Origin of the sequence: Streptomyces lincolnensis, assembly GCF_001685355.1 — a bacterium.
Taxonomy (GTDB): Bacteria; Actinomycetota; Actinomycetes; order Streptomycetales; family Streptomycetaceae; genus Streptomyces; species Streptomyces lincolnensis.
In genome coordinates this window covers 8998821-9020591 of the sequence record NZ_CP016438.1, presented here as the reverse complement: position 1 = coordinate 9020591, position 21771 = coordinate 8998821, and the positions used below count along the sequence as shown (strand labels likewise).

The window sequence follows — 21771 nt, the reverse complement described above, 5'->3', positions numbered from 1 at the left end:
GGGTCCGGAGCTGCCGCACGAGGGGACGGCAGCTCCGGACCAGGCGTTCTCCGACTTCCTGAGAGGCAATCCATGACCACCGGGACCACCGGCCTGGACACCGGCACGTACGAGATCCTGCGTGACCGCCTCAGCGCGCAGGCCGCCGAGCTCGCCCGCCGCGCCGAGACGGTCAACGCCCGCCGAATCGAGGAGTTCGGCTCCACCAGGCTGGAGCTGACGGGCACCGAGCGGCTGCGCACCGAGCACACCTGCGTGCCCCGCGACCTCGTCCCGGTCGGTGACACGCTGTTCTTCGGCCACAACGTGTTCCTCGGCCTGAAACCGGAGACGACCGTCGCCGACGTCTTCGCGCTGTACGACCGCGATCTGAACCGGCTGCCCGACGACGCCGTGCCCGGCCTGCTCGACGACCCCGCCTTCCTACGGGAGTTCGCCGCCCTCTACCGCTACTACCGCCAGGCCCATCTGCTGCAACTCCGCCGTGTCGACGGCAGGTTGCTCGCGGTCTTCCAGACCGGCGAGAAGGCCGGGGACATCCGCGTTCTACGCTGGGCGGTGACCGACGACGGACAGGCCGCCTTCCTGGACGCGCGCGGCGAGCGCGACCATGTCTTCCCGCCCTCCCACGACTTCACCTGGACGCACACGACTCGCGAGGACCACGTCCTGGGCCGTCACCCGCACGTCTCGGTCGACGGTGAGGTCTTCGTCGGGACGTCCGGAGGGACGCTGACCGTCAAGGTCGAGGACACCGCCGAGACGGGCGAGGGCATCTACTCGGAGCCGGTCGACGAGCCCTTGCAGTCCCTCGCCGATGCCGACATCGCGTACGCGCGCGTGGGTGCCCTGATCCTGCTGGACATCCTCCCCTACAAGGAGGTTGTCCACCGCTACCTGGTCTTCAACACCCTCACCAGGACGGTCGTCCGCCTAGACGGCATCGGCCGGGCCTGCCGTCGCCTGCCCGAGGACCAGGGCATCGTCTTCCCCGGCGGCTACTGCCTGGCCACCGGCGCGCACAAGACGTACGACCTCGACACCGAGGGCCTGGAGTTCGAGCACGAGGTGCGCTCGCCGAACGGCGAGGACGTCCTCTTCGCCTTCCACACGCGCGTGGCGGGACGCAGCCTGCTGCTCTCCTACAACATGATCCGCAGGGAGGTCGCGGCCCCGCTCTCCTGCCACGGCTGGGCCCTGTTCGACGACGGCACGCTGATCGCGCTGCGCGCCGACAGTGACGAACCGCAGCGCGTGCACCCCGTGCAGCTGTGGCACTCCCCGTACGTCTCCGACACCCACGCCGCCGCCCGGAGCGTCGGCACCGGCCCGCTCGCCCGCGTCGGCAACGCCGACCTCGTCCGCGGCATCGCCGACTGCCTGTCCATCACGCGCGCCGTGGCCGAGACGACCCCGACGATCGAGGTGTACGAGGCGCTGGCCGCCGCGTGTGTCCGGGCCGCCGACTCCCACCACTGGCTGGGCGAGCCCGAACTCGGCGATCTGCGTGAGCCGTTGGAGCATCTCAGAGCCACCGCCGAGCAGGTGCTCGCCGAGTTCGAGACCGTCCAGGCCCTCACCCGCCGAGCCGCCGACGCACTCACGGAGGCAGCGGCCCGGGTCGCCGCGGTCGTTCGACGCCTGCGTGGCGAGGCCCCGCGCAGTGCCGCCGCCTGGGTGACCGGTCTGACCGAACTCCGGCACGCCCAGGGCCATCTGCTCACCCTCAAGGACCTGCGGTACGCGGACACCGCCCGCATCGACGAGCTCGCCGCCGACGCCGGAGCCGACCTCGCCGCCTTCGGTCACAGGGCCGTCGCCCACCTCGCCGGCGAGGACGCCTTCGCCGAGCAGCGGGCCGACATCGAGCGGCTGGTCGCGGACGCCGAGGCGATCGCCACCGTCGCCGAGGCCGGGCCCGTCGCCGCCCGTCTGGACGGGCTCGCGGACCAACTGCGCACGGTGACCGAGGTGGTGGCCGGACTGGACATCGGCGACGCGACCGTCCGTACCTCCGTCCTGGAGCGGACCGCCGAGGTGCTCGGCGGCGTCAACCGCGCCCGCGCCACCCTCGACGCCCGCCGCCGCACCCTCCTCGACCGCGAGGGGCGCGCGGAGTTCGCCGCCGAGTTCGCCCTCCTCGGCCAGGCCGTCACCGGCGCACTCGCGGCCGCCCACAGTCCCGAGGCATGCGAGGAGCAACTCACCCACCTGCTGGTGCAGTTGGAGAACCTGGAGTCCCGGTTCGCCGAGTACGACGACTTCCTCGGCGAGCTCTCGGACAAGCGCGACGAGGTCCACGAGGCGTTCTCCGCCCGCAAGCAGACCCTCGCCGACGCCCGGGCCCGTCGTGCCGAGCGCCTGGCGGACTCCGCCGCCCGCGTCCTGCGGACGGTCACCCGCCGCGCCTCCACGCTCCCCGACGCGGACGCCGTCGCCACGTACTTCACCTCCGACCCGATGCCCGCCAAGGTACGCCGCGCCGCCGGCGAACTGCGTGAACTCGGCGACCAGGTCAGGGCGGAGGAACTGGACGGCCGCCTGAAGTCCGCGCGGCAGGAGGCGCTGCGCGCCCTGCGCGACCGCACCGACCTGTACACGGACGGCGGCCGCACCCTGCGGCTGGGCTCCCACCGTTTCGCCGTCAACGCCCAGCCCCTGGACCTCACGCTGGTCCCCCACGGCGACACCCTCGCGTTCGCGCTCACCGGCACCGACTACCGCGCGCCGATCACGGATCCCGGGTTCGCGGCCACCCGCGCGTACTGGGACCGTCCCCTGCCCTCGGAGTCACCGGAGGTCTACCGCGCCGAACACCTCGCCGTCCGGCTGCTCGACGAGCACGGTCCGGCGGTCCTCGCGGCGGCCGACGACCTGCCCGGCCTGGTCACGCGGGCGGCGGAGACGGCGTACGACGAGGGATACGAGCGCGGGGTCCACGACCACGACGCGGCCCTGGTCCTCGCCGCGCTCCTGCGCCTGTACGAGGGCGCCGGCCCGCTCCGCCACGAACCGGCCGCCCGCGCCGCCGCCCAGATGTTCTGGGCTCACGCGACGACACCCGAGGCACGCGAGAGCTGGACCCGGCGCGCGGTGTCCATGGCCCGGGCCCGGGACACCTTCGGACTGGCGCCCGCAATCACCGACCTGCGGGCCGAGCTGGCGCAGGCCATCGGCACAGTCACCTCGGACGCCTCGGCCGCCTACCTCTTCGAGGAGCTGACCAGCGGCCCCGAGGGCTTCGTCATCAGCGGCGGCACCCGGACCCTGCTCGACAAGTTCCGCCGCACGGTGGGCACTTCGTCCTACGACGACGATGTCGCCGCACTCGGCGACCTGGACGCCCGCAAGCAACTGGTCGACGTGTGGCTGACGTCGTACACCACCGCGACCGGCACGGATGTCACCCCCGGCGACCTGGCCGAGGCGGTGGCCGCCGAGCTGTGCCCCGACCTGGTGCGCCACGAGTCCGACGCGCCGCTGACCGAGACCGTCGAGGGCCTGCTCGGTAGCCACCCGCGCATCGACGGTCGCACGCTGACGGTCCGCGTCGATGAACTCCTGGCCCGCACAAGGCGGTTCCGCGCCCACGAGGTCCCCGCCCACCGCGCCTATCAGCGGCACCGTTCGGCGCTGGTGGCCGCCGAGCGCACGCGGCTGCGCCTGGACGAGTACCGGCCGCGGGTGATGTCGGCGTTCGTGCGCAGCAGACTCATCGACGAGGTGTACCTGCCGCTTGTCGGCGACAGTCTGGCCAAGCAGCTCGGCACGACCGGTGAGTCGAAGCGCACCGACACCGGCGGCCTGCTCCTGCTCATCTCCCCGCCCGGCTACGGCAAGACGACCCTCGTGGAGTACGTCGCCGACCGCCTCGGCCAGCTCCTGGTGAAAATCAGCGGCCCGGCTCTGGGCCACTCCGTCACCTCACTCGACCCGGCCGAGGCCCCGAACGCCACCGCCCGCCAGGAGATCGAGAAGATCAACTTCGCGCTGGAGGCGGGCAACAACACCCTCCTCCATCTGGACGACATCCAGCACACCTCGCCCGAGCTGCTACAGAGGTTCATCCCGCTGTGTGACGCCACCCGCCGCGTCGAGGGCGTGTGGAACGGCGAGCCGCGCACCTACGACCTGCGCGGCAAGCGCTTCGCGGTCTGCATGACCGGCAACCCCTACACCGAGTCCGGCAGCCGCTTCCGCGTCCCCGACATGCTCGCCAACCGCGCCGACGTGTGGAACCTCGGCGACGTCCTGACCGGCAAGGAGCACGTCTTCGGGCTCAGTTTCATCGAGAACGCGCTGACAGCGAACCCGGTTCTGGCTGCACTCGCCGGCCGCGAGCGCGCCGACCTGGAGCTGCTGATCGGCCTGGCCCAGGGCGACTCCACGGCCCGCGCCGACCGGCTCACCCATCCGTACGCGACCGCCGAGGTGGAGCGCATCCTCGCCGTGCTGCGCCACCTGCTGACGGCCCGGGAGACAGTCCTGGCGGTGAACGCCGCCTACATCGCCTCCGCCGCCCGGTCCGACGCCACCCGCACCGAGCCGCCGTTCCAGCTCCAGGGCTCCTACCGCACCATGAACAAGATCGCCCAGCGCATCCAGCCGGTCATGAACGACGCCGAGCTGGCCGCGCTGATCGACGACCACTACACCGCCGAGGCCCAGACCCTCACCACCGGCACCGGCACCGGCACCGGCACCGGCACCGAGGCCAACCTGCTGAAACTGGCGGAGCTGCGCGGCACTCTCACCGCCGAACAGCGGGCGCGCTGGGCCGAGTTGAAAGCGGCGTACGTGCGCACGCAGGCGCTCGGAGACCCGGAAGGCGACCAGATCGCCCGGGCAGTCGCCGCGCTCGGCCTGCTCGGCGACCGGATCGCCGCCGTAGAGACGGCGATCAACCGCGCCATCGCCCCGAGCCACCTCATCGCGAACCCGACAGCACGGCACGCGGTCCGCCCGGCGCGGGGTGACGGGCAGGGGTGAGGTGCCGCGCGCCCGGCTGGTGGTGGCGCTGAGACCGAGACCGGTCCTCTCGCGATGAGTCTGTGCGAGGACGCGGGCGGACCAACCGCGACCCGACCCGAGCCCTGAGCGGGTGGCCGACCAGGTCATCCCGCTGTCAGAAGCCTGCGCGGCGGGGCAGAAGCAAATAGTTGGCTAGCCACGTAATTGCTGCTACGTTAAATATGTGTCCAGCCACCTAACTGGGTGGCGACACGAGAGGAGCAGTCATGAAGGCCATCCAATTCGACCGTTTCGGCGGCACGGAAGTACTCCACGAGGCGGACATCGAGGTCCCGCGGCCCGGTCCCGGGCAGGTCCGCGTCCGTGTCGAGGCGGCCGGGTTGAACGCGCTGGACGGCAAGATCCGTTCCGGGGCGATGGAGGCCGCGTTCCCCACGCCGCTCCCCTCCGTGCCCGGTCACGAGCTCGCCGGCGTGGTGGACGCCGTGGGTGAAGGCGTGCGGGACATACAGGTCGGTGACGAGGTGCTGGGCTGGTCGGACACCGGCTCGTACGCCGAGTACGCGCTGGCCACCACCGTGGCACCGAAGCCCGCCGGCCTCGACTGGCAGCACGCGGTCGCGCTGCCGGTGGCGAGCGAGACGGCCGAGCGGGTCCTGGATCTGCTCGGCGTCGCCGCCGGGGAGACCGTGCTGATGCACGGCGCGGCCGGAGCGGTCGGCACCCTGGCGGTCCAGCTCGCCACGGCCCGCGGAGCGCGGGTCATCGCCACCGCCGGCCCCGCCAACCAGGACTACCTCACCTCGCTCGGCGCCACCGCGACCGTGTACGGCGAGGGTCTGGTCGAGCGGGTCCGGGAGCTGGCCCCCGACGGCGTGAACGCGGTGTTCGACGTGGCCGGGAAGGGAGCCCTGGAGGACTCCATCACCCTGCGGGGCGGCACCGAGCGCATCGTCACCATCGCCGACTTCCGCGCGCACCAGCTCGGCGTCACCTTCGCCAGCGGCGGCCAGGAACGCTCGGTCGCCCGTCTGGCCGCGCTGGCCCAGGACGCCGCGACCGGCAAGATCGTCACCACCGTCACCGCCTACCCGCTCGACCAGGCCGCCAAGGCCCAGCAGGTCAGCGACGCCGGTCATGTCCGGGGCAAGCTCGTCCTCACCCTCGGCTGATCCCGCCCGGCTTCCCCCCTATTTTCGCTCATCACCTGACCATCCCCCTGCCCATCGCCGTACCGAAGGACCCATCATGTTGAACTCCCTGTGGACGCCGACCACCGTCGGTGACATCTCCCTCCCGCACCGCCTGGTCATGGCCCCCATGACCCGTGACCGCTCCACACCTGAGGGCGTCCCGACCGAGCTGAACGCCGAGTACTACGCCCAGCGGGCCTCGCACGCGCTCATCATCACCGAGGGCACCCAGCCCAACGCCGACGGCCAGGGCTACCTCCTCACCCCCGGTATCCACAATGACGAGCAGATCGCCGGGTGGCGCAAGGTCACCGACGCCGTGCACGCGGCCGACGGCCGGATCGTCGTCCAGCTGATGCACACCGGGCGCATCGCCCACCCCGACAACACCCCCCACGGGCGCCCGCCGGTCGCCCCTTCGGCGATCCAGCCGCAGGGCGTGATGTTCACCGCGTCCGGGCCCCAGGAGATGCCGATACCCCGCGCCCTGTCGACGCAGGAGGTCGCGGCGACCGTCGACGACTTCCGCCGCGCCGCAGCGGCCGCCGTCGCGGCAGGCGCCGACGGCGTGGAGATCCACGGCGCCAACGGCTACCTTGTGCACCAGTTCCTGTCCGACAGCACCAACCAGCGCACCGACCTCTACGGCGGCTCGATCGACAACCGCATCCGCTTCGCCGTCGAGGTCGCCGCTGCCGTGGCCGAGGAGATCGGCGCCGACCGCACAGGCCTGCGCATCTCCCCCGGCAACCCCTACAACGACATCGCCGAGTCCGACACCGCCGAGCTGTATCCGGCGCTCCTGCGTGCCCTCGGCCCGCTCGGTCTCGCCTACCTCCACGTGATGCACCTGGGCGACGACGAGCTGCTGGGCACCCTGCGCGCGCTGTGGCCGACCACGCTCATCCTCAACCGGGCCGGCACCGACCTGCCCACCCGCGCCAAGGACATCGACCAGGGCACGGCCGACCTCGTCTCCGTCGGCGCGCTCGCGCTCGCCAACCCGGACCTGGTCGAGCGGCTACGCTCTGAGGCGCCGCTGAACACCCCCGACCCGGCGACCTTCTACGGCGGCGGAGTGGCCGGATACACCGACTACCCCACCCATACCGTCTGAGGAACCCCCACCATGCCCGCGCCCACACCCCGCACCCCCACTACGGCCAGCGAGGGGCCGATGAGCTACGCGATCTTCCAGCTCGCCCGCGCCCACCGCGCCCGCGCTGCCGCCATGCTCCGCGAGATGGACCTGCATCCCGGACAGGAGCTGCTGCTGATGCACCTCCTCGACCGGGAAGGCCAGACCCAGTCCGAGTTGCTCGACAGTGTCGGCCTGGACCACTCCACCGTCTCCAAGTCCCTCCGCCGTATGCAGGACGCGGGCCTGCTCGTGCGCGAGTCGGCCGTACACGACCGGCGCGTCATGGTCGTCCACCTCACCGACAAGGGCCGTGCCCTGCGCGAACCCCTGGCAGCCATGTGGCGGGCCCTGGAGGAGACCTCCGCGCGGAACCTGTCGGCACAGGAGGCGGAGTCCTTCGTCCGTATCGCCCATGCCATGGCAGACGCGATCAACAGCCGCGCCCTGCCGCGGGAAGAGTCCGAGTAACTCCGCTCGGCTTGCACCCCGGTTCCGGCTCGGAGTGCGAATCGTTTCCGGCGTTCCTGCGAAGTGGACAGTGCTGGAACGCAGTCGGCTCACGAAGGCCCGTGCTGCACGAAGCCAGGCTCCCCGGCTGTTGGAAGAAGCCCGGTGAGCCAAGCCGACGAATAAGCCCGCGAATGTGGCGGAACCCGCCCGCTCACCCCCGTACGTCTGCGTCACGGAGAACGGGGTGAGCGGGGCCTCGGCTCAGGGGTGAGCGCGAGCTGTCCCGGTCGAAGCAGGACGGAACTCATTCGGGGGGGCAGGGCATCACCCTCGCGGGGCCAGCGAGTCCTTTCATGTCGCGGGCCTGCCGCACATCGAGGATGGCCGCATCACCGCGTTCAGGGCGCCTCGACCCCCGCAAGCTCCTGCAGGCCGGCGGTGACCCGCGCCGCGGATCCGCCCACCCAAGGCCCGCCCCTGAGCGCGTCGGGTCGACAGCAGCCACGTCCGCGGCCACCACTGCCCCGCCCACCTAATCCCCCCACTCCTGACCTGATGGAAAGTGAGACCCCCCCCATGCCCACCACCCTCCCCGTCCTCGTCGTCGGCGCAACCGGCTCCCTCGGCGGCAAAGTCGTCGACGAACTGCTGAAGCGCGGCAAGCACGTCCGCGCCCTGGTCCGGCCGACCACCGACGCCGGCAAGCTCGAAAAGCGGGGCGTCGAGATCGCCCGTGGCGACATGCTCGACCTCGACTCGCTCGTCGCCGCCATGACCGGCGCCGACGCCGTCATCACCACCGCAGCCGGCTACACCCGCGGCGGCAAGAACGCACACGACATAGACACCCTCGGCAACGCCAACCTCGCCGAGGCCGCCCACCGCACCGGCATCCGACGGTTCGTCCTGACCAGCATCCTCACCAGCGACCAGACACCCCACGTCCCGCACTTCTGGCACAAGAAGGTCGCCGAGGACAAGCTCGAACAACTCGGCGTCCCGTTCGTCGCACTGCGCCCCGGTGCCTTCCTCGACCAGATCGCGACCATGGCGGGCAACCCGCTCGACAAGGGCCGCCTGATCTGGATGGCCAAGGCCACCGTCCCGCTGACCTTCGTCCACACCTCAGACCTCGCGGCCTACCTGGCGGCCGCCGTCGACGCCGACGCCGCCGACGGTGAGCGCATCGACATCGGCTGGGACCGTCCGGTCAGCATGCGCGAGATGGCCACCCTGATGGGTGACCGGGCCGGAAAGAAGATCAAGGTGTGGGCCGTCCCCTCCGTCGCCGTCCGCGCCGCAGGAGCCGTCCTCGGCCGTTTCATGCCCCTGGTCAAGGACATGGCCGCGATGTTCGGCTGGTTCGACACCGGCCGCTACGTCGCCGACCCCCGCCGCCAGGAACAGCTGTTCGGCCCCGCCCCCACGGCCGAAGACGCCCTCAATCGGTACACCGACGAGTTGGGCACGGCGCGGCACAGGTGACGGGCCCGCATGTCGGTCCCACCGCCCCAGTGCGTCACCCTGGCGAGCTTCACCGAAAAGGCCGGCTCCCGTAGGGAAGCCGGCCTTATCGAGGCTGCGGGATCAGGAGGGGCGGATGTTCTCCGCCTGCGGGCCCTTCTGGCCCTGGGTGACGTCGAACGTCACCTTCTGGCCCTCCTGAAGCTCGCGGAAACCCTGGGCGGCGATGTTCGAGTAGTGGGCGAACACGTCGGGGCCGCCGCCGTCCTGCTCGATGAAACCGAAGCCCTTTTCGCTGTTGAACCACTTCACAGTGCCCGTGGCCATGACCGTCTCCTTCGAGAAAAAACCGGGCCCGCGACCTGCGCACCCGGGAGGTGATCGCCCTGGTCCGGAGAGAAGCTGAACAGCAAGAACGCCCGTGATGGCGATCACGGGCGAACGGAACTTCGGAACCACGACTGCTGGATCCCAACGCTATACCGACGTGGCGGCTGCCGCCAGCGATAACACGTCAGCATCGCCACGTGCCTTGTCGGCGCCCGCCTGCCGTCGTCCCGCCCCGAGCCCGCGTGGCGCGCTGCCGCTGACGCCGGAAACGGCGGCCATGGCCGAACTCCCGGCACGAGTTCGCCGCCCTTACGCGCTGACGCTCCGGCTGGGGCGGAGGCCGAACCGGCCGGTGCTCACCAGGCCACCGTGCCGTGACGGTCACGGAAGGCCCCGGTCGGTCCGTCCGGCCCGATGGTGGCGAGTTCGACGATCGTGTCGGTTCCCTCGGTCACCGTCTGCGGTCCGCTGTGTCCGTTGAAGTCGGTCGCGGTGTAGCCCGGGTCGACCGCGTTCACCTTCACGTCCGGCCAGGCCTTCGCGTACTGCGTGGTCAGCATGGTCACGGCGGCCTTCGACGATGTGTACAGCGGCGCGACGGGCTTCGACTCGACGCGCTCGGCGTCGTGGGTCGCCGCGAACGACCCCATGCCGCTCGACACGTTGACGATCACCGGGCTCGCGGCCTTGCGCAGCAGGGGCAGGAATGCCTGCGTCACCCGGACGAGCCCGATGACGTTGACGTCGTACACCGCGCTGGCGTGAGCGGCCGTGATCTGGTCGGCGGAGACGTGAGGTTGGTTGACCCCCGCGTTGTTGATGAGGACGTCGATGCCTCCCTCGTGAGCGCCGACATCGGCGACGGCCGCGGCCACCGACGCGTCGTCCGTCACGTCGATCTGGACGAAACGGGCACCGAGGGCGTCGGCGGCCGCCTGGCCGCGCTCTGGATCGCGAGCGCCGACGAGGACGGTGTGGCCGGCCTCGATCAATCGGCGGGCGGTCTCGTACCCGAGGGACTTGTTGGCTCCGGTGATGAATGTTGTCGTCATGCGTTCACCCTCGGCCCGTGGCGTGAGGACAACCAGTGCCCTCCACGACGGTAGGACAGCCAGTACCAGGCACATCGGCTGCCCGACGGACACAATGGCCGAGTGGACGAGACCCTTGGAACGGCACTGCGCCGCTGGCGCGACCGGCTCTCTCCCCTCGATGTCGGCCGGCCCGCACGACCCGGACGCCGTGCGGCGGGGCTGCGACGCGAGGAACTGGCCGACCTCGCGGGCCTGTCGGTCGACTACGTGGTACGGCTGGAACAGGGACGCGCCACGAGCCCTTCGGCACAGGTCATCGCGAGCCTGGCCAGGGCACTTCAGCTCCAGCCCTTGGAGCGCGATCACGCCTATCGGCTGGCCGGCCTCCTCCCGCCGCAGGAGGGGACGATCTCCACGCACGTCCCAGCGGGGGTCCAGCGGATGCTGGCCCGCCTCGGCGAGTTCCCCGTGGGCGTCTTCAGCGCGGACTGGACGTTGCTGTCCTGGACTCCCGCATGGGCGGCGCTGCTGGGCGACCCCAGCGCGCGGACACCCACCGAACGCAACCTGGTGCGGGCGGTCTTCGCCACAGGACCCGGAGGGCTCGCGGCCTGGCCCGTGCTCCCGGAGGGCGACGCCCTGAACCCCGCCCTCGTCGCCGATCTGCGCACAGCTCTCGTCTCCTATCCCCACGACCGTGGACTGATCAGCCTTGTCGAGGAACTGCGCTCCACCAATGCCGAGTTCACCCGGCTGTGGGACGAAGGCGCGGTCGGTCCGCACGTCTCGGCCCGCAAAACCGTCGTACACCCCCAGGTCGGCGAGGTGATGTGCGACTGCGACGTACTCACCGTCCCGGGCTGCGACGTCCGCCTCGTCGTCTACACGGTGGCCGCGGGTTCCGCCGACGCGGAGAAGCTGGAGTTCCTGCGGGTCGCGAGCGGCGTCCGCGCCGACGGCCCCTCGCCTCCGGGGCCCAGCCTGTTCTCGGCGCCGTGACCTCCTGGCCGGCCGGACCCTTCCGTCGGCAGAGCTCATATCGAGGTGTACGAGCAACTGTTGGAGCGGTTGCCCGCCGCGGCCGTGTACCGCGCCCGGGGCGCAGGCCACGTGCCCACGCCCGGCTCTAGCGGCGAACCCATCAGCCCCAGGTGGCGTCAGCCGCCGTCGAGATCCCTGCGTAGGTCCGGGCAGCGTTCCTGTCCGGGCGACCGACGAGATGCCGCCCTTCTCTCACGGCAGCGTCACTGATCAGCGGTTCTGACACAGGCACTGCTACGGCCGCCCGGGCCCGCGGTCCGAAGACGGACTCTCACAGAACGTCACAGATCACTGGTTCTCTCGCCAGAATCAACGCACCGGCGGGATCGGAATGCGGGCACGCCGGATGGGCTGGCCACGCGGGCCGGCCGGCATGCGGCATGCGTGCGGGCGAACTGGGCCTGACCCGCGGGTGAGCGGACCGTCGGCCCGGCCGCAGCGGGTCGGGCGTCGAAGTTCGGTCAGCCTCGCCAGGTCGGCCACTGGTCGGGGTTCGGGCAGCGAGCCTCGACCCGGCTGACGCCCGAAGTGCCTGGATAGGGCGACGCCCGGGCACCGACTCCAACGCCGGTGAACCGCCGTCACCGGCCCCTTAATTCGGTGGCGGTATTCGGCCGGCCTTGGACAATGCATCCATGCAGATCCGAGCCGTGCACCTGGACGAACTGACCGCCCTCCAGGACATCGAGAGGGCCGCCGGCCAGTGCTTCCGAGAGATCGGCATGCCGGAGATTGCCGACGACGAGCCACTCACGCTCGGCGAGCTCACCCGCTACCACCACGCCGGGCTGGCGTGGGTCGCGGCCAACGACACCGACATCCCGGTCGCCTATCTGATCGCCGACCGCGTCGACTGGAACCTCCACGTCGAGCAGGTATCGGTGCACCCGGACAGCGCGCGCCGTGGCATCGGCCGGTTGCTGCTGGACCATCTGGCGGCCCGGGCCACGAGCCAGAAAGTGCCCGCACTGACCCTCACCACGTTCACCGAGGTCCCGTGGAACGCCCCCTACTACGCGCGCCTGGGATTCCGGATCCTGGACGACAGCAGGCACACCCCTGCTCTGCGGGAGATCCGTCGGCGCGAGGCGGCACACGGCCTGGACCGGTGGCCGCGGGTCTACATGCGCCGGGACCTGTGACACATCGGTGCCGCCACGGTCGACGGCGAAGCCCCGAGTCTCCGTGGTGCGCTGCCGCTGACTCCGACGACAGTGGCCACGGCGAACTCCCGGCCCTCCTCGAGCCATCGGCTCAACTCTTTGACGATGTCAAGCACTTGATCCCTCCGCGGACAGACCTCGGTCGGCCGGATGGGCAGGTGGTGTCGGCGTACGCCGACCGCTTGCCGGCGCCTTGTCGGGGCGCGAAGGCTGGTGGCCGGTCACGGGCCACCGCACGGACATCCCGGTGCTGGAGCGAGCAAGCGGGGCACGGAACAACGCGGATTCCGGCTACGTCATGACGTTCTACGTCACCACCCCTTCCTGCGCGACGGGCATGGCTCTGCCAGGCATCCGGATGCCCGAGCGGCTCCGGGTGTCTGACGAAACACGCGCGGCCCGTCCCCTCGGCAGGAAGGGGACGGGCCGCGGCGCATGTCAGGTTCTCGGGTCAGCTCACTCGCAGTGCCACCAGAGGAAGTCGGCGTACTGCGCGAACCGGGCCTTCGTCTCCGGTCCGGCGATCCCGTCGACGTCAAGGTCCCAGAGGGAGTTCAGCATGCGCTGGAGCGCCTTGATCGTGTTGGGTCCGACGATTCCGTCGATGGAATCGTTGTAGTGGCCGCGGTCCTTGAAAAGCCTCTGTGCCGCCTTCCAGCTGTTGGTACCCAGGTGCCCGTCGATCGTGCCGGGCCTGTAACCCTCATCGCGCAGGTAGCACTGCCAGTACTTCGCCTGCTGGTTACTCAGCCCCAGGTTGACCACCGCGAGCGTGCCGACCTCACCGGTCACCGTCTGCTGCTGGGCCGGCGCGGGACTCGCATACGGTTCCCTCCGTTGACGTGCGATGAACGGAGGGAACCGCACCGGCCGGCTCCACAGCGAGAATGCGGCTTCGGCGCGCAGGCAACTCCGCTTTCTCTGGCCTCGCCGATGGACCTTTACGTTAGGAGCATCGTGGGCGCCGGAATTTGTCATCCGTGCATGACAAAAAAGGCTTCTGGACCTGCGGAAATGACGGGGTGCCAGTCCTCGTTGATGCTGGCCGAAGGGGGTGCGAGCCAGTCGAGACGGGGAAGACCGCTGCCAGGCCGTGGGAGATCGACGACGAGTTGCGGGCCGCAGATGCTGGCCTTCTCCCGCGCAGCGGTCGACTCCAGCCACATCCGCGCGATGAAGGGCGGGCCAGCCACCGGTCCGTCCCCGGCGGACCGGGGCAAGGCCGGCAGCAAGCACCACCTGATCGTCGATGGCCTGCTCAATGCGTCAGAACGCATACGTGGCAGTCGGGCCCGCGCAGCCTCACATCCGGGATCTCAGCACGTCGACCTCACAGCCCGGCGCGAACGGGTCGAAGCCGTGCTCGCTCAGCCAGCGAACCACCAGCAGGCTTCGCAACGACCACCACGCGCGGATCACGTCGAGGTCGGCGTCGGTGCCATAGCCGGCGACGAGGTCACCGAGATGCTCCTCGTGTCCGAGCGTGAAGGTGGCGAGGTCGTACAGGGCATCACCCTGGCCCGCCTCGGACCAGTCGATGATGCCCGTGACCTCATCGCCGTCGACGAAGACGTGCGCGATCTGCAGGTCGCCGTGCGTGAACACTGGAGTCCACGGTCGGAGCGCGGCCTCGGCGACCTGGCGGTTGCGGGTGACCAGGTCGGCGGGCAGGAGGCCGTTCCTCACGAGCAACTCGCACTCGTCGTCGAGTTCCGCCGCCAGCGCGACGATGTTCCGGCCGGCCCCGCCGGGCCGGGGCGGCAGCGGCGCGTCGTGCAGCTTCCGGATGGCGGCGCCCGCCGCGGCCCACGCCGCCGGTGACCCGGTCGACGGCCCGCCGAGGCGCCCGATCGTCGCCCCCGGGAGTGCGGCGATCGCGAGCACGTGCGGCTTGTGCCACAGGACCTCCGGGGTCGGGACCGGCGCCAGGGCCATCGCCTCGACCTCGACATCGATGCGCGCCTGATCGGCGTCCACCTTCAGGAACACGTCACCGACGCGCAGAGTCGCGCGCTCGGAATGGGCGACAACGACTTTGACCTCATCCATGGGCGACCAGTATCCCGGGGATGATCGCCGACGTCGCCGGGTTTATCACGTGCGATGACGCGGCTGACCGCGTCCCGCTATCTGGCGGCCTCGTGCACGACACCGACGGCTGACCAGGCCAGGCCCACCACTTTTCGCGATCTGCGGCTCGCCGTGTGGGGACGCCGGCCGTGTGCCGTCCGGGACGGTGTGTCAGAGCATGGCGAGCCGGTCCACCAGCAGTTCCGTCCTGCGCTCGGTGTCCTCCGGCGGTAGCCGTCCGGCTCGGGTCAGGGTGGCCAGTCCGTGCAGGGACGCCCAGAACGTCTCGGTGAACAGCTCCGGGCGCACGCCGTCCCCGGCGACCTCGCTGAGGCACTCCAGCAGCGCGGCGAAGGCGTCCTTCAACGGTTCGGGGGTGTCCTCCTGCGCGTATGCCAGGCCGCCGTCGAGCTGGAACAGGGCGTCGTAGACCGCCGGGTGGCGTTCGGCGAAGGCGAGGTAGGCGCGGGCCAGCGCGGTGACCCGGGCGCGGGGGCCGTCGGCGGCGGCGGTCGCGGCCCGCATCGCCACGGCCATCTCGGAAGCGCCCTGCAGAGCGACGGCGCCGATGATCTCGCGCTTGCCGCGGAAGTGGCTGTAGAGGACGGGCTGGCTGTATTCGATGCGTTCGGCGAGCCGCCGGGTGGTGACCGCGTCCCAGCCCTGCTGCTCGGCGAGTTCGCGGGCCGTGGCCACGATGAGGCGCTCGCGCTCCGCCCGTTCGCGCTGCTTGCGTTCCTGTACCGACATGATTCAGATCCTAGCACCGCTAGACAATCGAGCGGCAGCAGTACTAGCGTTGCCTCATTCACTAGCGATGCTAGATATCAAAAGGGGTCATCATGCTCAACGCACTCGAGGTCGCCACCATCGTGATCGTCGGCGTGCTGGTGGGGGTGGAGTTCTCCGTCCCCTTCTTCAGCAACCCGATCCTCAACGCACTCCCCGGCGACAACGGCCTGCGCGGCCGCGTCCACGGGGCCCGACTGGGCGGCGCCGTGATGCCGTTCTGGTACATCGGCTCGCTCGTCCTCGTCGGGGCCTGGGCCCTCGCCGGATGGGACGACGATGGCACCGGCCTCGTCGTGACCGCCGCCGCGCTGCTGATCGTCAGCGTGCTCATGTCGATCCTGGTGCTCGTCCCGATCAACAACCGGGTCAAGACGTGGACCGCCGGCAGCCGGCCGGCCGACTGGAAGGAGCAGATGAAGCGCTGGGACCGCTGGCACTACGTCCGCGTCGCCGTCATCATCGCCGCCTTCGCCTGCCTGGCGGCCGCCCTCACCTGAGCCCGCGGGCCGGCGCGGCGCCGGTGGCGCACCATCCCACTCCCCGGGCGGCAGTGAGCCACCGACATCCCGACGTCCGGGCATGCGGCTGCCGCTGAGAGTCCACACCTGCGATCCCGACAAGCTACGCTCCTCGATCACCACCGAGGCACGCAGATGAAGGCCCGCGAGGTAGCTTTCCGGGATCTTGTCGTAGCGCGCGACGCCGACGTCTTCGAGGCCCTGCTGGAGGGCCTGATCGCCGAGGAGGAGAAGGCCCAGCAAGAAGGGGCCCTCGGAAGGGCGGAAGGGGCAGCACACCGAGGACGCCCCCGCGCGAGGCCGATCGGCAGGTACGGCTCGATGAACTCCCATTCTCCGTCGGCCAGTTGCGCACGTTGTCGTGCAAGACGATCTACCGGATCGAAGATCAGCGTGAGGGAAAAGCCTGCTCATTGATCAAGACCCGATACGCGCCCTGAGGGCAGGCCCTGCGTGTCCCCCGTCGAAGCCGTTGCACAGCGGGAGAGTCCTGCCAAGCTGATGTCGGGAACTGCCCATATGGAGGGGGGACTTGTGGGGGAACAGGTTGCGGTCATGCCAGTCCGGCTCTGTCACCGACGCGGACGAGGGCCTGCCTCATGAGCCCGGTCCTGGACACGGCGTTCATACCGCCGCGGGACCGGGAGGAAGTAGTCCGGAACGCGGTGTGGAAATCCATGGTGGCGGTCGACATCGACCACCGTCCTGCGGCAGAGGACATCTCCGTTCGCATAGGGCTCGGCTCCGTGGGGCCCATCAGGATCTGTTCGGCGTGGGCGACCGCGGTCACCCTCCGTCGGACGGAGCGGCTCGCCCGGGAGGACGAGGAGCCGGCCGTCACCCTCGGCGTGCAGATGACGGGCAGCAGCATGGTGGTGCAGAACGGTCGCGAGTGTCTGCTGAGAGCGGGCGAATTCGCCGTCTACGAATCGGTCGCTCCCTACACCCATGTCTTCGAGGAGGAAGTCGACTACCGCTTCATTCGTTTCCCCCGCGCGGCGCTCGCGCTCCCCGACCGGTTGCTGCGCGACATCACCGCGGTCCGTCTGGGACCCGACAACCCTGTTGCGCGCCTCGCCTTCACCTACTTCTCCCAACTGGCCGTCAGCGACGAATTGCACCAGGGGGTGCACGCCGACGCCGTCGTGGGACCCAGCGTCGAACTCCTCCGGGCCGTCCTGACGTCCCAGCACGGCAGCGCCGACCTGGCCAAGGAGCCACTGGAAGCGACGCTCACCCTGCGGATCACTCAGTACGTCCGCAGGCACCTCGCTGATCCCGATCTGTCTGCGGCACGGATAGCCGCCGCCCACGGCATCTCCGTACGTCACCTCTACGCGGTGCTGTCCCGGTCGGGCATCAGCCTCGGGGCCTGGATCCGCGCACGCCGCCTGGCCGAATGCAGACGAGTGTTGGCCGGCCCGAACGGCCGGCTGCGGACCATCGCAGCCATAGGACGGAGTTGGGGCTTCGTGGACGCGACCCATTTCAGCAAGGTGTTCAAACAGGCGTACGGAATCTCGCCTCGGACCTGGCGCGACCAGCACCACGCCCGCCCCTCCACGTAATGGCCTCCGCGCGGCCGCGCCGGCCGGACGCCGCTGCCAATGACTTCATCGATCGACTGGTTCATGAGACTAAGTCACGTATCATGCAGCCATGGCTCACGTTCCCGCGGCCGAGCGCCGCCCTCAGCTGATCAAAGCGGCCATCGACTACATGACCAGGGAGGGAGTCGCTGCGGGAAGTACACGTGCCATCGCCGCCGAGCTGGGAGTGGCCCAGGCCACGGTCCACTACACCTTCGGTACGAAGGAAGGGCTGTACCGCGCCGTCATGGAGCAGCTCACCCAGGATCTGATCGCGCAGGTCGAGGGGGCGGCCCCGGCCGGCGCCGGGTTCGAGGAGACGGTCGCCACGCTGGCCGCCGCCCTGTGGCAGACGGTCCGCGAGCAGCCCGCCAGCCACCAGCTCCTCACGGAACTGTCCATGTTCGCGCTCCGCTCCCCCGCCCTGAGTGAGGCTCTGGAAAGTCACAACCGGGGCGTGACCGAGGTGACGGCGCGTCTGGTGGCCGAGGCGGCCGAGCGCACCGGTCTGTCCCTCGCCCAGCCTGCCGAAACGATCGCGCGGTTCTTCCTCGCCGGCTTCGACGGGCTGACGATGCAGCGCCTCTCACACCCCGACGAGGAGGCCGAGTACGCCTGCCTCCAGGCGTTCGTGTCCGCCGTGGTGGCCATGGCCGGCGGCCGCCTGGAGCTGGTGTCCGCACCTTCGAGCTGACGGCGGCGGGCGCACTCGTACGGTCCTGGTGCGCCCCGGCCACGGCACCGCCGACGACACAGTGCGCCCTGAGTGAGGGCGACGAGGTGGCGGAGACAGTCCCCACGTACCGTGGCGGCGGCGGGCACGTCCTGTGACGGATGAGCCTCTGGCCGAAGGGACACCATGGCGCGCATCACCGGCCGGACGATTCTGGTCGTCGGGGCCTCGTCGGGCATCGGTGCCGAGGTGACACGCCTACTCGCCGCAAAGGAGGTGCGAGCCGCGGGCAGCGCGTGCCTCGACATTCCCGGCGATGCCCTCGATCCTCGATCGGCCGCCGACGTGGCGACCGCCGCCGTCGACACGTACGGCTCCATCGACGTGGCACTGCTCAACGCCGGCCAGGGCCCGGACATGTCCATGGACGAGGTCTCCGTGGCGGAGATCTCACAGATCATGGCGTTGAACTACGGCGTCGTCGTCAACTACCTGGTCCCATTGGTCCAGCAGTTGGGAAGCCAGCCAGGCGGAGGTCTGATCGCCCACACCAACTCGCCGGCCGGGCTCATCGGTGTCCCCCGCCAGGGGCCCTACGGTGCCGCGAAAGCGGCAGCGCGCACGCTCCTCGACGCGGCGCGTGTGGAACTGGCGCCCCGAGGCATCCGGTTCACCTCTCTCCATCCGGGTTTCGTGGCGACGGACCGGGTGAGCACCGACGGCCTGCCCAAGCCCTTCCAGATCAGCCAGGAGCGTGCGGCGCGGTACGCCGTACGCGCCCTGGAGAAGGAACCGGCACAGGCGTACTTCCCCTGGACCACAGCGGCCCTGGTCCGCGCCCTGCGCGTCCTGCCCACGCCGGTGTCCTCCCTGATCCTCCGGAGGCCGGCCTCCCGGTAGGGCCGACCCGCGCCACGGGAATCATGGGTTCGGTCCCGTGAACTCGGGCTCCTTCTCCAGGGCGGCCGAGGCCCCGGTCCCTTCCCCGGGTTCGGAACCGCTCTCCGCTCCCGCCTTCGCAGTACGGCCCTTGCCGGGAAGCAGGAAGGCCACGGACACCGTTCCCACTCCCAGGATCGCCGCGCCCACCAGGCTGGTGTGAGCCACCGCGTCCGCGAAGGACGAGCCGACCGCGTCGGCCATCCGGTGAGCGCCGTCGGCGAGTTGGCCGGACTGCTCCTTGAGCTGTGCGGCCTGCTGCGGGTCACTCACCCGCGCCGCCTGTTCGGCGTGCCGGCGGGCCTGGTCGCCGATGCCCTGGGCGACCCCGTACCCGGCGGCGACCGAGTCCTGCGCCTGGCTCAGTGCGTCGGCGGGGAGTCGGCTGCCCGCGGTCGCGTCCGACAGGCCCGACGAGTACGAGGTCGACAGCACCGAACCGAGGATGGCGATGCCGATCGCCCCGCCCAGCTCCTGCGAGGTGTCGTTGACCGCACTGCCCACGCCCAGCTCCTCCTCCGGGAACGTGCCCATGATCGCGTCCGTGCAGGGCGCGAGCGCCAGGCCCATCGCGAACCCGAGCGTGATGAGGGGCGCCACGAAATCGCCGTACGACGACGTCTTGTCGATCTGGGTGAGCAGCGCGAGTGCCGCCGTGCCGCCGACCATGCCCGCGACGATGGTCACCTTCTGGCCGAAGTGCGGGGTGAGGTAGCCGGTCAGCACGGAGCCGGCGAAGACCGCGCCGGCCAGCGGCAGCATGCGCAGGCCGGTCTCCAACGCGTCGTATGCCAGGACGAACTGGAGGTGCTGGGTGACGTAGTAGAAGGCGCCGAAGATCGCGAGGAGGAACAGTACGACGGCGATGTTGGCACCCGTGAACGTGCGGCTCGCGAAGTGGCGCAGGTCGAGGAGGGGGTACGGGTGGTGCAGCTCCCACAGGACGAACGCCACGAGTCCCACGACCGTGACGACCGTAGCCGTGACCGTCTTGGCGTCCCAGCCGTGCGGGGCCTCGATGAGCGTGAAGACCAGTGCGGCGATCCACGCCACCGACAGCAGGCCACCGACGTAGTCGATCCGCGGGCTCTGCGTGGCCTTGGACGGCGGTACCAGGACGAAGGCGCCGACGACGGCGAGGGCGGTCACGGGAACGTTGATCAGGAAGGTGGACTGCCAGCTGTGGCTCTCCAGCAGCATGCCCGCGATCAGCGGGCCGGCTGCGATGGCGATACCGGCGGTGCCCGCCCACAAGGTGATCGCCTTGGTCCGCTCGGCGCGCGGGAAGGTCGCGGCGACGAGGGAGAGCGTGGCGGGCATGATGAGCGCCGCGCCCACACCCATGACGGCACGGGCCGCGATGACCCCCACCGCGCTGTCGACGAGTGAACCCGCTATCGCTCCCCCACCGAACAGGACGAGCCCGAGGACGAGCGCACCGCGCCGGCTGTACTTGTCGCCGATCGCAGCGAACAGCAGCATCAGCGCGGCGTACGGAATGGTGTAGCCGTCGATGACCCACTGCAGGTCCGTGCTGGTCAGGTCGAGGTCCTGGGTCATGGAGGGGGCCGCGACCGTGAGAGCGGTGTTGGCCATCACGATCATCAGCAGGCTCAGACAGAGCACGAGCAGAGCCCACCAGCGCCGGGCGTAGGGCCCGTCCATCCTCTCGACCGGTTCGTTCATGAATACACGCATGGCCAGGTCAGTCCTTCCGCCGAGGGGTCCGCGCGGTGCCTTCACGGGCAGGCGTGGGCGCACGGGTCGAAAGGCATGCGGCGCCTTCCGTTCGACAGACTTTATCACCTGACCAAGTCGAAAGAACGAGTCCGGGAAGGCGACTTTGTCATGTGATTGACTTTGTCGCTCGGCATAGTCTGGAGTGAAGACGTCACCGGCCTACCGCGACGAGACCACCGCTCAGCAGATGCCGGCCGAGTTGCACATCCTCAGGACCGAACGCTCCCCGCACCTCGCCGACGCGGTCCTCGTCACCCGCGACGAGGGCGGCAAGGTGAAGATTCACTCCTCGGAGAACCCGGGGGTCGACGGAGCGGTCTCCGGCGCGATCTGGGGCGGCCTCATCGGGCTGCTGCTGCTCCAGCCGCTGCTGGGAGCCGCGACAGGCGCCGCCACCGGCGGTGTCACCGCGGCCGTATCGGCGGACGAGGACGACAACACGGACTTCATCAACCAGCTCGGCCACCGCCTTCAGCCCGGCGGTGCCGCCGTGATCGCCCTGGTCATCGATGCCACCGAGGAGAAGGTGCTGCCCCGGATCGCCCCGTACGGCGGCGACCTCCTGCACACCTCACTGACCCTGGCCGAGGAGCAGCGGCTCCGCGCCGCGATCAACCCCCACCCCGCCTGGACCGGCGGACCGACTGCCTGATCCCTGCTCCG

At 70.3% G+C, this 21771-nt stretch carries 18 protein-coding genes and 2 pseudogenes; 13 read left to right on the top strand and 7 right to left on the bottom strand.

What is annotated here, in order from left to right:
- Positions 1-72 precede the first annotated feature (72 nt).
- The 5 genes from SLINC_RS39790 to SLINC_RS39770 all read left to right on the top strand — a co-directional run bounded on the left by SLINC_RS39790 (position 73) and on the right by SLINC_RS39770 (position 9240).
- Positions 73-4989: a DNA repair ATPase gene (locus tag SLINC_RS39790; RefSeq protein ID WP_067443281.1), complete on the top strand. Its 4917-nt coding sequence runs from the start codon at positions 73-75 to the stop codon at positions 4987-4989.
- Between the two features lie 248 nt (positions 4990-5237).
- Positions 5238-6143: an NADP-dependent oxidoreductase gene (locus SLINC_RS39785; protein WP_067443280.1), complete on the top strand. Its 906-nt coding sequence runs from the start codon at positions 5238-5240 to the stop codon at positions 6141-6143.
- A gap of 76 nt (positions 6144-6219) precedes the next feature.
- Positions 6220-7281, top strand: a complete 1062-nt coding sequence (locus SLINC_RS39780; protein ID WP_067443279.1) for an alkene reductase — start codon at positions 6220-6222, stop codon at positions 7279-7281.
- 12 nt (positions 7282-7293) lie between these two features.
- On the top strand, positions 7294-7773 hold the full coding sequence (locus tag SLINC_RS39775; protein WP_067443278.1) for a MarR family winged helix-turn-helix transcriptional regulator: 480 nt from the start codon (positions 7294-7296) through the stop codon (positions 7771-7773).
- 558 nt (positions 7774-8331) lie between these two features.
- Positions 8332-9240, top strand: a complete 909-nt coding sequence (locus SLINC_RS39770; protein ID WP_067443277.1) for an SDR family oxidoreductase — start codon at positions 8332-8334, stop codon at positions 9238-9240.
- Between the two features lie 102 nt (positions 9241-9342).
- Here SLINC_RS39770 and SLINC_RS39765 read toward each other — a convergent pair whose 3' ends face one another.
- The gene (locus SLINC_RS39765) at positions 9343-9546 is read right to left on the bottom strand and encodes a cold-shock protein (RefSeq protein ID WP_067443276.1); all 204 of its coding nucleotides are present in this window, start codon (positions 9544-9546) and stop codon (positions 9343-9345) included.
- 359 nt (positions 9547-9905) lie between these two features.
- Positions 9906-10601, bottom strand: coding sequence for an SDR family NAD(P)-dependent oxidoreductase (locus SLINC_RS39760; protein WP_067443275.1), 696 nt, complete (start codon positions 10599-10601; stop codon positions 9906-9908).
- A 102-nt stretch (positions 10602-10703) separates the two neighbouring features.
- On the opposite strand from SLINC_RS39760, the gene SLINC_RS39755 reads away from it, so the two are divergent.
- Both SLINC_RS39755 and SLINC_RS39750 read left to right on the top strand, forming a co-directional pair.
- The gene (locus SLINC_RS39755; RefSeq protein ID WP_067443274.1) at positions 10704-11582 is read left to right on the top strand and encodes a helix-turn-helix transcriptional regulator; all 879 of its coding nucleotides are present in this window, start codon (positions 10704-10706) and stop codon (positions 11580-11582) included.
- A 677-nt stretch (positions 11583-12259) separates the two neighbouring features.
- A complete protein-coding gene (locus tag SLINC_RS39750; protein ID WP_067443273.1) occupies positions 12260-12766 on the top strand; it encodes a GNAT family N-acetyltransferase in 507 nt (168 codons plus the stop codon).
- A 26-nt stretch (positions 12767-12792) separates the two neighbouring features.
- Here SLINC_RS39750 and SLINC_RS46680 read toward each other — a convergent pair.
- Positions 12793-12903, bottom strand: a pseudogene (locus tag SLINC_RS46680) (XdhC family protein); the annotation flags it as partial.
- 340 nt (positions 12904-13243) lie between these two features.
- Positions 13244-13579 (bottom strand): peptidoglycan-binding domain-containing protein, encoded by a 336-nt coding sequence (locus SLINC_RS49695; protein ID WP_225988451.1) that lies wholly within the window; start codon positions 13577-13579, stop codon positions 13244-13246.
- A 342-nt stretch (positions 13580-13921) separates the two neighbouring features.
- On the opposite strand from SLINC_RS49695, the pseudogene SLINC_RS49690 reads away from it, so the two are divergent.
- A pseudogene (locus SLINC_RS49690) lies at positions 13922-14038 on the top strand (IS5/IS1182 family transposase); the annotation flags it as partial.
- A gap of 51 nt (positions 14039-14089) precedes the next feature.
- Here SLINC_RS49690 and SLINC_RS39740 read toward each other — a convergent pair.
- Both SLINC_RS39740 and SLINC_RS39735 read right to left on the bottom strand, forming a co-directional pair.
- Positions 14090-14836, bottom strand: coding sequence for a phosphotransferase family protein (locus tag SLINC_RS39740; RefSeq protein WP_067443272.1), 747 nt, complete (start codon positions 14834-14836; stop codon positions 14090-14092).
- 192 nt (positions 14837-15028) lie between these two features.
- Positions 15029-15607 carry a TetR/AcrR family transcriptional regulator gene (locus SLINC_RS39735; protein WP_067443271.1) on the bottom strand — a complete coding sequence of 193 codons (579 nt, stop codon included), beginning with the start codon at positions 15605-15607 and terminating at the stop codon, positions 15029-15031.
- A 92-nt stretch (positions 15608-15699) separates the two neighbouring features.
- Here SLINC_RS39735 and SLINC_RS39730 point away from each other — a divergent pair, with 92 nt between their 5' ends.
- The 4 genes from SLINC_RS39730 (at position 15700) to SLINC_RS39715 (ending at position 19329) form a co-directional block, all read left to right on the top strand.
- The gene (locus SLINC_RS39730; protein ID WP_067443270.1) at positions 15700-16146 is read left to right on the top strand and encodes an anthrone oxygenase family protein; all 447 of its coding nucleotides are present in this window, start codon (positions 15700-15702) and stop codon (positions 16144-16146) included.
- Between the two features lie 620 nt (positions 16147-16766).
- Positions 16767-17735 (top strand): AraC-like ligand-binding domain-containing protein, encoded by a 969-nt coding sequence (locus tag SLINC_RS39725; protein WP_067443269.1) that lies wholly within the window; start codon positions 16767-16769, stop codon positions 17733-17735.
- Between the two features lie 91 nt (positions 17736-17826).
- Entirely contained in the window at positions 17827-18450 is a 624-nt protein-coding gene (locus SLINC_RS39720) for a TetR/AcrR family transcriptional regulator (RefSeq protein ID WP_067443268.1), read from the top strand.
- A 165-nt stretch (positions 18451-18615) separates the two neighbouring features.
- The gene (locus SLINC_RS39715; RefSeq protein ID WP_067443267.1) at positions 18616-19329 is read left to right on the top strand and encodes an SDR family NAD(P)-dependent oxidoreductase; all 714 of its coding nucleotides are present in this window, start codon (positions 18616-18618) and stop codon (positions 19327-19329) included.
- A 21-nt stretch (positions 19330-19350) separates the two neighbouring features.
- Here the strand turns inward: SLINC_RS39715 and SLINC_RS39710 are convergent, their stop codons facing one another.
- Positions 19351-21066 carry an MFS transporter gene (locus tag SLINC_RS39710; protein WP_067443266.1) on the bottom strand — a complete coding sequence of 572 codons (1716 nt, stop codon included), beginning with the start codon at positions 21064-21066 and terminating at the stop codon, positions 19351-19353.
- A gap of 184 nt (positions 21067-21250) precedes the next feature.
- Here SLINC_RS39710 and SLINC_RS39705 point away from each other — a divergent pair, with 184 nt between their 5' ends.
- Positions 21251-21760, top strand: coding sequence for a DUF1269 domain-containing protein (locus SLINC_RS39705; RefSeq protein WP_225988450.1), 510 nt, complete (start codon positions 21251-21253; stop codon positions 21758-21760).
- Positions 21761-21771: the final 11 nt, after the last annotated feature.